The organism is Aeromonas piscicola, from assembly GCF_000820005.1.
Lineage (GTDB): Bacteria > Pseudomonadota > Gammaproteobacteria > Enterobacterales > Aeromonadaceae > Aeromonas > Aeromonas piscicola.
Genome location: NZ_CDBL01000034.1, coordinates 133651 through 146904 on the forward strand (window position 1 = coordinate 133651; position 13254 = coordinate 146904).

Sequence of the window (13254 nt, forward strand, 5' to 3'; positions counted from 1 at the left end):
CCATCGGGGCCGGGGGTTGATAAATTAATTACAAAGAGCTCGCTATGGGGCATTCCTATAGCACAGGGTGGAGAGTTTTCGCCAATTTTGGTACACGACGTCAGTATTTTCTGGTTCTTGGCTATGCTACATTTGGTAATCGATGTCAACGATGGTCGCATCGGTTAGCACTGTAGAGAAGATATGTCCCTACTTGCCCTTAATAGACGTGAATCTTTGTATCATTGCCAGTCTATAATGGAAAATAGTAGGGGGCTGATTGCTGGGCCAGCATGGTTATGACAAGTCTTGTCGCGTTGCTCATTTCACTTTGATGGCAAGGTGTTGGTAATTATCGTTATGCCAAGCTGGCTATGGTAGGCAAGAGCTAGATTTCCGACATTATGAGCGCTATTAGCCTCAACTAATCCTATTAAATGAAAGATTCATCTTTATATTGCGCGATATATCAAACCCTTATATACGCTGGCATAGTTAGTTCAATCTTTATTATTGAGGTTTTTACCTCTGTGTTATCCACTTTTTGCTTTTTTTCTCTCGTCGTCAGCGCTCTGCTGTTAGCGATTGAAGTTCTGCCCCTCCCCCGACCTGCTGGTCAGCGGCTACGCTGAACAGAAAGTCGAACCCGATATGCTGACGCTCAACATCGAAGTGAATGTGTTGGATAAACAGGGTCTGAAAGCCAAACAACAGGCCGATAGAACGGTTGGAGCGTTCCTCAGTCAATTGAAAAAGTTTGGCATCAAGAGTAGCGATGTTGAAGCTGGGAATCTGATCGTCTCTTCGGAGTATCAATATGCCAATAACAAAAAACCGGTACTGCTGGACTACCGTGCTTAACGGCACTTGATAGTCAAACTCTATCAACTCGACAAGTTGAGCCCCTTGATGGATAGCGCGCTTAACTCCGGATTGGAGTCTGTATCACAGATTGAGTATGGATTGAAATCTCCCCAGACAATCAGAGAGCAGGTTAGACAGTGGGCTGTTGAAGATGCCAAAACCAAGGCTGACTCTCTTGCAAAGGCTTTTTGGATGAAGCTTGGAAAAATATACAGTGTGGAGTATCTAAATAGATCGCCCATTACTGCTTACAGTAGTGTTCTCAAGAGTGGATATATAGTCAATACGTTGATGGTGGAGGATAATAGCTATCAACAACAGCAGGTCAAGGTAACAGACGATATTAAAATAGTCTTCCTACTGGAGTGATGTTCTATCTTGCAGCTTGTGTATGGATTTGACCCCATAGTACCAGACACTTTTTCCCGCTTAGGGTTCATCCCTAAGCGCTGTACGGGTGGTGCTCGTTATAATGCTTAAACGCTATGGCCAAATTACCTACCGCTGTTCGGCTATCTGGTTTCGGCATCATCTCGATATAGCCTCGCCTCATTATCTTCACGAAGCTCTCCGCTATACCGTTGCTCTGTGGGCTTCTCACCGCAGTCGTTCTGGGCCCCAACCCGATTTCTCGTGCAAACGCGCGAGTCTCATGGGCTCGATACGCCGAACTATTATCTGTCAGCCATTCCACCAGTGAGGCCGGCAACGAATCCCCGAAGCGACGTTCGACAGACCTCCGCATGACATCTTGCTCAGTGTCACTGTCGTATGGAAGCAGGGGTGATTCAAACATCACGAAAGTTGATGTCATCATAACAGTAGAGATAATGTATAGTCGCAAAATTCACCAAAAATATACACAAAATGGAGTTCTTAGTGAAAAAATTCATTGGCCTCGTGATACTACTGCTTACAGCATGCAGCCAGCCCCATCCAATATCAGTCAAAGAGCGCATAAGAAATTATGGTGAGGGATATTTATCCGGCTCTCACTGGAGTATTACCACGATCTACGGTGATAAAATTGAAAATATTGATCGGACTGCTAATAATGTTTTATTCCTCGACATGCCAAGTCAAAATGAAAAAAAATCTGTGTTTAGAGTTTCTTTCGGATGCAATAGCAGTAGTGGAATCTATAAAACCAATGCACAAGATATCTCTTTCACGCCTGGAGCTACAACGGCGGTTCTTTGTGATGAGTTAGCTGACGCTGAGTATAAGGTACGACAAGCACTCATAGCCACACGTAGCTATCATCTTTTCCAAAATGAGCTTGTGTTTTATAACAAAGATGGCATTTCAATCCTCGAGCTTACGCGTCGAGTCCCTTCACATGATAATGCAAAAAGTGAACAAGCTGAATAGGCTATGCGTTTGCTGGATATACCCAACCTGTGCAGATCTAGTTATCACCTGACACCGGCCTCAAACTGGTGTCTTGTTTACGCTACTTTAATGCGCACTTCCTTCGGTATCAATTTCAGACCCTTCTTGAACATGTTGTAGGGGGCGTTGTTGCCTAAATCAGCCAGCAAGTCATGACTTACCCAGCCCCAGGTGACTACACTCGGGGCTTTCTGACAGGTAGACCCAGGGTATTCAGTTTGTTTATCGTACTTACATACGCCATCACTTCTCCTACCTGGCCGTTGTATTCTCGTAGCGTGATTTTCCCTGCCATCAACTGTTTGAACCGGGACATCGCTGTTTCCGCCAGCGAGCGGCGGTGATATCCCGATATCTTCTCTTCCAGTGCACCAGCCCTTCCTTGCGCATCACCAGCATGGGGGCTTTCATAGCCCTGTATTCTTGCGAGGCGGGATACAGGCTCTCGCCCCTTTGTGCCCATCAGGGCCGCTTCCTTCTTATTTGCTTGGTAGATCACCAGCCACAAACTCAGCCCACGCATCCATCATAGGGCGCCGCTGATCGAGCAAATCAGTACGGTGGTATGCAGCTTCTACCTTGTTTTGAACTGTATGGGCTAACGCTCGTTCAGCGAGATCCCGCGCATAGCCTTGCTCGCTGCACCAGTCCCGAAAGCTCGAACGAAAGCCATGAGCAGTTGCCATTCTACCAAGAGTACAACTCTCCGCTTTAGCTCTTCTCAGAAACATAGTCAGCACAGTGTCCGAGAGCGGAACTTGGTCTCGGGGCGAAGGGAATACCAGTTCATCGTGTAATCCCTGCAATCCCATCAGAATCTCGACGGCGCGAAGAGATAACGGAACACGATGTTGTTGTTTGGCCTTCATACGCTCAGCAGGCAAGGTCCAGATCCTTGCTTCCAAGTCTACTTCTGACCACTTCATGGCTCTGACTTCACCTGAACGGCAAGCAGTCAGGATCAAGAACTCCAGCATTGAGCGGGTTACATCGTACTGTTGCGTTGTTCTCAGGTGTTTTTGCACAAATGCAGGGATATCACGCCAGGGCATCGCAGGCTGATGCTCTACTCGCACTGACTTGCTTGGCTGAGCCGGTAGTAAGTGGTTCACCACATCCACAGGGTTTGCAGAGGTATAGCCATGAGCCCATGCCCAAGCCATCACTGCGTGTAGGCGCTGCTTAACACGGCTTGCTGTTTCCGGGATCGTCAGCCATATCGGTTGCAAAACGGAAGCGATATGGGCTGGGGTGATGGTATCAATGGAGATAGCGCCAATTGCAGGAAAGGCATATTGCTCCAATGTGGTAATCCACTGTTTACCGTGTTTGGGGTTCTTCCAGCCTGGTAACAAGCTTTCGTAAACCAGTCTGGCAGATGCTTCCAAGGTCGGGATCTTCGGCTTGTTCTGCTCCTGCAGCCGGATCTCTAGTGGGTCCAGATTATTTGCCAGCTGTTCCCGCATTACCTGGGCGTCTCGAGCAGCGTCAGCGATAGAGATCTCAGGATAAGTCCCGAGGCCAGCGTTACGTCGTTTCTTCGTCAGTGGGCTGACATAGCGGAACACCCACTTTCCTCTGCCCTTGATGGTAGAGGGGTGTAGCGTCAACCCGGTGACGCCACCATGAGCAAGGGGCTTATCTTCAGGCTTGATGTTGCGGGCTTTGGTATCGGTGAGGATTGCCATCAGGTAACCTCCTTGAGAATTGAATATGCCACTCAGTATGCCACCAAGCATGCGCAGTGGTAATATGTGATTGGGATGGATTGGACGGTGTTTGTTTCTAATGTGCTGATAGTAAAGGGCTTGCTGGATTGGTGTGGAGTTGATTGGACTTAATTACGGCGGGCACCTCCTCCGCCATTTATTCAGCCAAAAAGGCCATCCGAAAGGATGGCCTTTTTACTATGTGCTATTTCTACTCCTTGCTCGGTTTTCAATTGCGTTTTTATGCAGAAAAATGGCGAAATGGTAGCATAAACTGTGGGATAGCTCTGATTTTGTAATGTGCTGGGGTGTGTCATCTATTGACGCTTGTTAACATGCGGCATGTTTCCATGTTTGGCTAGCCGACCTTGTGCACAATACCCATACCCTAGAGATGAACACCCTGCATGCGCTGGATCTCATAGCCCAGTTTGAGACGGCGGCAGATGAGTGCACCATAGTGACCCTGTTGCGTGAACTGACCGAGCGCATGGGATTCGATCATTTCAGGCTCGGTCTGATTTTCCCCAGCACCATTCAACGTCCCGACGTCATAATCTTCAACGGTTGCCCGCAAGCCTGGGTGGATACCTATACCAGCAGCCGCTTCTTTGCCATCGATCCCATCGTCAAACGCGGCATGACTCAGAGCACCCCCATTCTGTGGGCCGATGTGCTGCGCGATGACGAGGATTGCGATGAGCAGGGCCGGGAGGTGATGCAACTGGCCAGCGAATACGGCATTCGCGATGGCGTGACGTTTCCCTGGCACGGAGCCAACGGTCATGTGGGCCTGCTCTCCTTTATTACCAGTGAACCTCGCACCAGGGCGCAGTGGCTCTCTGCTGTGCCTTTTCTCAGCTGGCTCTCCATGCACATTTTCGAGGCGGTGGCCCGGGTCTGCCTAGCCGGTCTGTCGCCCCACGATGCACTGAGTCTGCGGGAGCTGGAGGTGTGCCGCTGGGCTGCGGAGGGAAAGCAGGTGAGCGATATTGCCCAGATATTGGGGATCACCCCTCGTACCGTGACATTTCACCTGAACAATGTGGTGAGCAAGCTGGGGGCCAGCAGCAAGAGTCAGGCCATCTCATGGGCTCTGAAGCAGGGGATGGTCAGGTTGAATGTGGAGATGGCGCTGGTTGCCAATGTGGATGAGAAGCAGTGATTTCATTGGTATTGAGCAAGTAGTTGCGCGATCTGCAAAATATTCGACTGAGTGGGCAACTATTTATGGTGTAAAGAGCGATAATGCACAACTTATTGCGCTGCATGAGTGAGGTTTGGTTGGGCGTTTTATTTAAGGTGCTGAAATATAAGGGTTAAAAAGAGTGGCATGGTCACTGCTAATGGTTTGGTCGAGTGCTATCTCATTTAACCAACCCATCAGGAGCATACACATGCCAACTCCATGTTATATCAGCATCGAAGGTAAAACCCAGGGCAATATCACCGCCGGTGCCTTCACCTCCGACTCCGTCGGCAACATCTTCGTGCAGGGCCACGAAGACGAGATGCTGGTGCAAGAGTTCCAACACGTCGTCACAGTGCCGACCGATCCGCAATCCGGTCAGCCTGCCGGCCAGCGCGTCCACAAGCCGTTCAAGTTCACCGTCGCCCTGAACAAGGCCGTGCCGCTGATGTACAACTCCTTGGCCTCCGGCGAGATGCTGCCCAAAGTGACCCTGAAGTGGTATCGCACCTCGGTCGAAGGCAAACAGGAGCACTTCTTTTCCACAGTGCTGACTGACTCCACCATAGTCGACATCGACTGCCAGATGCCCCATTGCCAGGATCCGGCGAAGTCTGACTTCACCCAGCTGATCCAGGTCTCTCTGGCGTATCGCAAGATTGACTGGGAACACACAGTGGCAGGTACCTCCGGCTCTGACGACTGGCGTGCACCTATCGAGGCCTAAGCCTCGAGTCCTTATTGACGTTATTCCTTGTAATGTACCCCAGGGTTCTGGCGTTCACAGTGTCAGTGGTCGCCAGGCCCGTGCAAGCTTTCTCCGGCCTGTTCGTCTGGACGTGGTCGGAGCTTTTGTGTTTTGCCATATGGCTGAAGGCATCGACCTTATTGCAAAGCACAACAGAGGTCAGTCGTGATGTGTCCCACTATTGCGTTGCCCGGTGAGATCGGCACCGAGCGCCATGGGCTTCACCCATCCCCCGTGATTGCCGAGAGCCCGGACGTCTTTCTCGATGGCAAACCGGTGGCCCGGCAGGGTGATCCGCTGGCCCCTCACGTCAAACCCAACAATCCTCCCCATCCGCGCAGCATCTCGGAGGGCATTGGCTCCGTGTTGTGCTCTTTACGGCGCTGTGGCAAACCCATCGCCATGACCGGCACCGGTTGCGGTGGTGTTGCGATTGGCTCGGGCAACGGACAGGCAGGATAAGGAACAGCGTTATGGCAGACAGCACAGGATTACAATTTACCGTCAAGGTGGGGGCGCTGCCCGAGAGCACCTTCGTGGTGGCCGAGTTTGCGTTGGAAGAGGCGCTGAACGGACCTTTCCAGCTGCGCTTGGAATTGGCGAGCCCAGAGCCCGACGTCGACTTCGGCGCCGTGCTGGACCAGCCGTGCGAACTGCTGGTGTGGTACAACGGCGAGTTGCAGCGCCGGGTGTGCGGGGTTGTGAGTGATTTTGCGCAAGGGGACAGCGGTTTTCGCCGTACTCGTTATCAGCTGCAGGTGCAGCCGGCGCTGTGGCGGCTTTCGCTTCGTCACAATTCCCGCATCTTCCAGGCGCAAAAGCCTGACGAAATCCTCTCCATCCTGCTGCAAGAGCACGGCATCACCGACTACGCCTTCGCGCTCAAGAATGAGCATGCCCAGCGGGAATACTGCGTCCAGTATCGCGAAACCGACCTTGCGTTCGTCAACCGGCTTGCCGCCGAAGAGGGGCTGTTCTACTTCCATGAATTCGACGCGGGCAAACACCGCATCGTGTTTGCCGACGACGCGGCGGCCCTGACCGCTGGCCCTGAGCTGTTCTTCAACCTCGGCAACCGTTCGCTGGAGCAGGGCCCCTATGTGCGCCAGTTCCACTACCGCGAGGCGGTACGTCCCTCGGATGTGGAGCTCAAAGACTACAGCTTCAAGACCCCGGCCTACGGCCTCTCCCACAAGAAGCAGGGGAGCGAGCTGGAGCACCAGCGCGATACCTATCAGCACTTCGATTTCCCGGGTCGCTACAAGCAGGACGGCAGCGGCAAGGCATTTGCCCAGCACAGACTCGATGCGCTGCGCAACGATGCTGTGGCAGGCAGCGGCAAGTCCAACAGCGCGGCCCTGCTGCCGGGCCAGTATTTCTCGCTGACCGAGCACCCGAACGGCAGCCTCAACACCGACTGGCAAATCGTGCGTATCAGCCACACCGGCTTGCAGCCGCAGGCGCTGGAAGAGGAGGGGGGCAGTGGCCCCACCGTCTACCACAACGAGTTTGATGTGGTCAAAGCCAGCACCAGCTGGCGGGCGCGCATCGGCAGCCCACAGGCACCTTACAAGCCCATGGTGGATGGCCCGCAAATCGCGATAGTGGTGGGCCCCGAGGGGGAAGAGATTTACTGCGACGAGCATGGCCGGGTAAAACTGCAATTCCCGTGGGACCGCTACGGCAGCTCCAACGACCAGAGCTCCTGCTGGGTACGCGTATCTCAAGGCTGGGCCGGCGGCCAATACGGCATGATGGCCATCCCGCGCATCGGCCATGAAGTTATCGTCTCATTTCTGGAAGGGGACCCGGACCAACCGATTGTCACCGGTCGTACCTTCCATGCCACCAACCGACCACCCTATGAGTTGCCGGCCAACAAGACCCGTACCGTGCTGCGCACCGAAACCCACCAGGGTGAAGGCTTCAACGAGCTGCGCTTTGAAGACCAGGCCGGTCAGGAAGAGATTTATATCCACGGTCAGAAAGACCTAAACGTGCTCATCGAAAACGATGCGGCCTGGCATATCAAGCACGACCAGCACACCGACATCGACAACGAGCGGGTGACTCGCATCAAGGCCAACGACCACCTAACGGTGGAGGGGGAGAAGCGCGACCAGGTCAAGGCAGATTATTCCCTCACCGTTGATGCCAGCCTGCACCAGAAGCTGGGCCAGTCCCTCTTGGTTGAGGCGGGTAGCGAAGTGCATCACAAGGCGGGCATGAAAATCGTGATGGAAGCGGGCTCCGAGCTGACCCTGAAAGTGGGTGGCAGCTTCGTCAAGATAGACCCGAGCGGTGTCACCCTCAGCGGCGGCTCCATCAAGATGAACTCGGGTGGCGGCCCAGGATCAGGTGCCGGCTGGGGTGGGCAGATGCCCGTCCAGCCCAGCGAGGTTGAAGTGGTTGCTCCACCGCCTCCCATGGAGCCGGCGCGTCAGATTGCGACGCTAAAATCAGCCGAGCCTGTGTGTGAAATTTGTGAGCAGTTGGCCTGGCATGAAGGGGGCAGTTGATGCCTGCTACCTCCATCGCATCCGTTCCCGATATTGAGCTGGTCAGTGGTGAACAACTCTATCTGTTGCTTGATGGTGCTCGTATTGCTGAATTGGAGCGGGTCTTGTTCGAACAGGATGATGCTCCCGCTTATCAGCCCATTTATCTTTATGCACCTTGGGACAGCCTGCGAGAGGTGAGCCCCTGTCTGGTGTGCGCGACGCCAAAGCTGCTGGACTGGTTCATACAAAACCGTGAACCATCATGGGGTTACCTGCTATCGTCCCGGCTTGCCTTGTTGTCTCTGGCCGAACGATTAAGGGCGTTGATCGAAGTTGAAAGCCCCTATGGCAGCCGGATCCTGTTCAAGCTGGCCATGCCGGAAAGCATGTGGCGGTTGTTCATAGATGATGAACCCTGGCTCTGGTTGGGGATGAGTCAGGTCTGGATCCCGGTGCGACAAGCCAACCAGCAAGTGTGGTGGCACAAGAGAGCGTCACCTGAGCTGGGGAAGCCGGTTGGCAAACGGTTCAGACTCTCGGATGCGCAGTGGGCTCGCTTGGGGGAAGTCAGCTGGCTGCACACCCTTGATGTGATCCGGCAACACATGGGCAATTGGTTCCCGGTTCGTTTGCAGGAACAAATTGAGCCTGTTGCATGGATTACCTATTGGGCCGAATGGGCTTATGGCAAGGGATTCGAGAGTGAACGGGATTTGCTGCTGTTTTTCAATGTGCTTGGCTACCTCGGCAGTGGCTGGTGTGAGCAGGATGAATATCCCCGCATCAAGGCGTTGATCACTCAGCCTTCGGCACAAACTCCCTCGCAACGTATTGAGCAAGCCGCTGAGCTGGCGGAAGCATTGAGCAAAAAGGATCAAGACGCATGAATACGCCCAATAAAGCCGCCCAGTGTGCAAGTCCCAACAACAGCAAGAACCCGGCTGGCGTGTGTCCACTCAAGAACAAGAACATTGCCATAGTACCGGTCCGCTACGCCCTCGATGAGCCTTTTGCTCCACCGCAGAAGCAGCCTCATCCATTACCAGCAGGTGCTGGCTTTGTGGCACCGCTCAAGTTCAAAGAGAGCGGCTATGCCTTGCGGCAGCTGCGTGATGGTTGGCTCTATGTTTATGACGAAAAGGCCAAGACGTTCGATGAATATGAAATAAAGGGCGCGACCTTCATCAGTCAGAGCAAGGGGAGCAAGGGTCATCTGCTTTATCCGGCGAGCCACACACTCTCCCTCATTTATTCTCCACAGCGTTGGACCGGACGCATCAAAAAAGAGATGCAAAAGAGCAGTGGTTTGCGCAGTGCCTGGATGCGACAAGTCAAGCTGGGCAGCTTCGCCAGCACCATGAAGGCCCCCCATTGCGGCCTGCCCGATTCGCTCGACAAGGTTGCAGATTTGGGTCTGCCGAATCAGGGGTTCGTTCTATCTTGTACCCCCCTTGCCAAGCCAGCCGAAGAGGATAAGCAAGGGATCAAACTGTTGGCACACAAGGCTGCGGGTTCACCAGCCGCCTACAAGGCGGGAATGCCAGATCCCCAAAGTGCCATGGTGGTCGCTCTGGAGGATCCGCTAGCCTCGCTTGCCGACCTTACCATGAAGGTCAATCAACTGCTGGCCAAACGGGAAGCCTTGATGGGCAAGGATGAGAAACTGCGCAAGGCAAACACGCACAAGCTGATGATGGCCGAGGTGACGCGCAATCTGGCCAGGGTGCGACTCGATGAGAAAGACTTGCCTGCCTCCGTCAGGGGCAATGTGGCTAGGACCCAGGCGTTTGAAGAGGCGCTGGATGATTACCTGGGGGATCGCTATCTCGCCGACACGGAGAAGATGACGGCAGAGCCAGGCATGGTGAGGTTCGACTCCCCCATGGCGAAAAGAGCCGATGCCAAGCTGAAAATCTTGCGGGAACAATATGGTTTCAACCCATCCCATAAGCAGGTAAGTCAGTGGAAAGAGCGCGCCGCCTTCCAGGATGAGGTCAATTGGACTGGGCTCAATGCCTTTATCAAGCAGTATCAGGTGCCACTCAATGAGCTCGAACTGGCGCTGAGTCGGGCCCATGAGGACTTGTTCAATGGCGTGACCCGCCTCAAGGCCGATCCGCTGCCCTTTGGTCTGGACAACAGAACTGCCAAGGGGCAGGCCTATCTGCAGCTCCTGTTTGCCGAGGCTGGGCAGGCACTCTCGCTCAGTTGCAGCACTGAAGCCAGGAAGAAAGCGCTGGAAAAACGGCTTGGCGAAAAGAGCCGTGACAACTTGCTGGCGCTGGCCCCTTATGGTTTTGATATTGCGCTGTACAAGGGGCTGAGCGAACAGACGGTAGACAATGCCTGGCTCAGCACCTCGTCCGGCGACATGACGGCCTTCTTTAGCCGCATTGGTGAACTGGAAGCGCTACTGGGGGATGAGAAGCTCAAGCAGAAACCCTGGTTCCAGACTGTCGAAGCTGTGATTGACGCCATGAAGGCGGCGGGAAAATCCCTGGCCAAGGGGGCCCACGCCCAAATCATGGCTGCCATCTTGCCCCATGCCTGGAAGAACAGCCTGGCAGGCAACCTGAGGTTGGTACTGCTGGAGTCACTGCTCAGCGATAAACCGCTGCAGGTCAACAGTGGTTACCGGATGCTCGAAAAAAGTTTCCAGCAGAGGGTCTGGTCCATTGCCAAAGAGATGTCGGCTATCAGTTCACCCCCTCCTGGGCGCAACACCACGGTGAAGGCCATCAATAGCCAGCTCAAAACCCTGCAGCAAAAGTTGGATGCCTTGATAGCCAGTGAGATGCCTATGCTGGTCAAACTCAAGGGTGATCTCTACCAGCAGCAGGCCAGGCAATATATCGGTGACTATCTTGCGAGCGTGCGTACTGGGGTGAGCAAGGGGATCACTGCCATGAATGAGAGAGTACCCAACCTAGCGTCTTTTGGTGGGCTGGTAGCACTGCTCAACCTCTGGAATTTGACTGTAGTCATTGCAGGGACGGCGCAAAACGCCCAGTCCATCGGTCGGGGACGGGCAAATATGCAGCTGGGCTCGGCCTTCGCTTGGACGGGCAATGCTATAGCTGCTCTCTATCAGGGGGCTGCGTGGGGGCAGTTAAAGCCACTCACTGCCGATGGAGGTAAGAGGGCCCTGACATCAATCTCGATCAAAGAAGCGATTAAAGAAGGTGATCATGCCGCGTTGGTAAAAACCTTCTCACTGCGTATGCTGGCCTTGTCTAGCCTAGGTATGGCGGCGGCAGGAGCAGAGTTTTGGGACACTTTGCAAGCAAGCCAAGATCCACTGATAAGTGACATAGAAAAGACGCTCTTACAGATGAAAATGGGCGTGTTGGCAGGACAGTGGGGAATCTTTTTCACCCAGTTTGTGTACTTAAGTGGTAATGCGTTGTTCGGAAGTTCATCCATTGCTGCCATCTGTGCAACCTGGATGGGTGTGGGGTTCTTTGTGCTGGGTGCTGCCTATCTGGTGTTGACCGTGTTGCTCAATCTTTTTAAGCGTTCGGATTTGGAAAAGTGGTTGCTGCAATCCACCTGGGGCAAGCAGCCTGCCAACTGGTCTGAGGACGACGAACTGGCTCGCTTTGAAATGCTGGTCAATAAGCCAGGGGCCAGCTTGACTGTGGTTCGCTCTAGGCCTCAGGGCTGGATGGACACTGGTCGCCCCCAGTGGCAGTTGCAACTCTCGTTGCCAGCCCACTTACGAGAGCAGACCATAGGACTGAGCGTTATCAGTCAACCTTTGGCCAAGGCTGGGCAGATGGTGCCTGCGCAACCCCCAGAGGCACTTGCCACCTATCTGGCTGCGATGAAACCCAAGGTGATAGAAACACAATGCGGGCGCTGGGATGAGCTGGTCTATACCCTGCCGCTGGGTGTCGATACCAATTCGGCCATCAAACTGGAGCTGGGTTATCTGGGTGGCATGATACAGCGAGAATTTCTTTTCAAGGGCAGCAGCAATAGTGGTGGCCCTGTCACATTGGAGACAAGCTCAGGCGGGTTGAGTACTATGCCTGCGCTGGTGGTCGGCAAGCAAGGGAGTAAATAATGGACAAGGCGAACGAGGTAATAGAGGTGAGCGAGCAGGAGACGCCTTTCCATCAGCTACCGCAGGAAGAGCAACAACGCATTATCGATGCCAATCAAAAAAGGGTGCGTGAGGCACCGACACTCCACGAATGGGATACCCGAGTGCCAGAGGCGTATGCTTGGGTAATGATATCAATAGTAGTCGGTTCTATGATGCTTCTCTTTGGTGGCGGGAGTGTATATTCAACAGGTGGTAATGACTGGAGTTTTTTTTATATAGCGCTTGGTGTTTCCATCGTAATGATATTTTATTTACGTTATTTAGTTATGGCGGATAAAAATTACCATTACCGACTAACAACAGAAGGTTTAATTGTTACATATCAGGAGGCTATTCCGGAAATGGCCTACACCATAGTGCGTGGTCTTGCTTGGTTGGCAATGGCAATATGTGTGATGGCCGTTTCCGTGTTGGGGCCATTAGCCTTGGTCGGTGCCGGTGGGATGGCCATTTTTGCGATATTTTTTACTAACTTTAAACGCGAAGTGTCAGAACATGAGACCATGTTTAAAAAAGATTGGGATTATATGTTGCTTATTTCCACTAAAAAAAATGCGCTGAGATTCGAATCGACACCTTTTAAAATATCATATAGCGACAATGTATATTGCAATCATACAGATTTTAAAAAGGTTATCGAATTAATAAAGTCACAAATTAGATGTGTCGAGATAAAGTATATAAAGGGTCACCCGAGAGCATAACGTAATTCGCTAACTACTTGTACAAATTACTATTATGGCAACCAACATGTCGTAAACAGC

9 protein-coding genes and 3 pseudogenes are annotated in these 13254 nt (G+C 53.0%); 9 read left to right on the forward strand and 3 right to left on the reverse strand.

The features are described from left to right. Positions 1–509 precede the first annotated feature (509 nt). A pseudogene (locus BN1128_RS06500) lies at positions 510–1212 on the forward strand (SIMPL domain-containing protein). A gap of 73 nt (positions 1213–1285) precedes the next feature. Here BN1128_RS06500 and BN1128_RS24520 read toward each other — a convergent pair. Beyond that, a pseudogene (locus BN1128_RS24520) lies at positions 1286–1615 on the reverse strand (integrase core domain-containing protein); the annotation flags it as partial. Positions 1616–1722: 107 nt separating this feature from the next. Here BN1128_RS24520 and BN1128_RS24525 point away from each other — a divergent pair. Further along, positions 1723–2214 carry an META domain-containing protein gene (locus BN1128_RS24525; protein WP_167335798.1) on the forward strand — a complete coding sequence of 164 codons (492 nt, stop codon included), beginning with the start codon at positions 1723–1725 and terminating at the stop codon, positions 2212–2214. Between the two features lie 196 nt (positions 2215–2410). On the opposite strand, the pseudogene BN1128_RS06505 reads toward BN1128_RS24525, so the two are convergent. After that, a pseudogene (locus tag BN1128_RS06505) lies at positions 2411–2690 on the reverse strand (IS5/IS1182 family transposase); the annotation flags it as partial. 24 nt (positions 2691–2714) lie between these two features. Continuing rightward, on the reverse strand, positions 2715–3923 hold the full coding sequence (locus tag BN1128_RS06510) for a tyrosine-type recombinase/integrase (protein ID WP_042867127.1): 1209 nt from the start codon (positions 3921–3923) through the stop codon (positions 2715–2717). Between the two features lie 415 nt (positions 3924–4338). On the opposite strand from BN1128_RS06510, the gene BN1128_RS06515 reads away from it, so the two are divergent. From BN1128_RS06515 to BN1128_RS24060, 7 genes are all read left to right on the forward strand, one after another. Next, entirely contained in the window at positions 4339–5109 is a 771-nt protein-coding gene (locus tag BN1128_RS06515) for a LuxR family transcriptional regulator (RefSeq protein WP_042867129.1), read from the forward strand. Between the two features lie 232 nt (positions 5110–5341). Next, a complete protein-coding gene (hcp1, locus tag BN1128_RS06520; protein ID WP_042867131.1) occupies positions 5342–5860 on the forward strand; it encodes a type VI secretion system effector Hcp1 in 519 nt (172 codons plus the stop codon). 189 nt (positions 5861–6049) lie between these two features. Further along, positions 6050–6343: a PAAR domain-containing protein gene (locus BN1128_RS06525; protein WP_042867132.1), complete on the forward strand. Its 294-nt coding sequence runs from the start codon at positions 6050–6052 to the stop codon at positions 6341–6343. An 11-nt stretch (positions 6344–6354) separates the two neighbouring features. Further along, positions 6355–8400, forward strand: a complete 2046-nt coding sequence (locus BN1128_RS06530; protein ID WP_042867134.1) for a type VI secretion system Vgr family protein — start codon at positions 6355–6357, stop codon at positions 8398–8400. After that, positions 8400–9269: a DUF4123 domain-containing protein gene (locus BN1128_RS06535; RefSeq protein ID WP_042867135.1), complete on the forward strand. Its 870-nt coding sequence runs from the start codon at positions 8400–8402 to the stop codon at positions 9267–9269. Before BN1128_RS06530 ends, BN1128_RS06535 begins: the two co-directional genes overlap by 1 nt. After that, positions 9266–12448: a toxin VasX gene (locus tag BN1128_RS06540; RefSeq protein WP_042867137.1), complete on the forward strand. Its 3183-nt coding sequence runs from the start codon at positions 9266–9268 to the stop codon at positions 12446–12448. The genes BN1128_RS06535 and BN1128_RS06540 overlap by 4 nt, the downstream gene beginning before the upstream one ends. Then, positions 12448–13194: a transporter permease gene (locus tag BN1128_RS24060; RefSeq protein ID WP_052445499.1), complete on the forward strand. Its 747-nt coding sequence runs from the start codon at positions 12448–12450 to the stop codon at positions 13192–13194. The genes BN1128_RS06540 and BN1128_RS24060 overlap by 1 nt, the downstream gene beginning before the upstream one ends. Positions 13195–13254 lie beyond the last annotated feature (60 nt).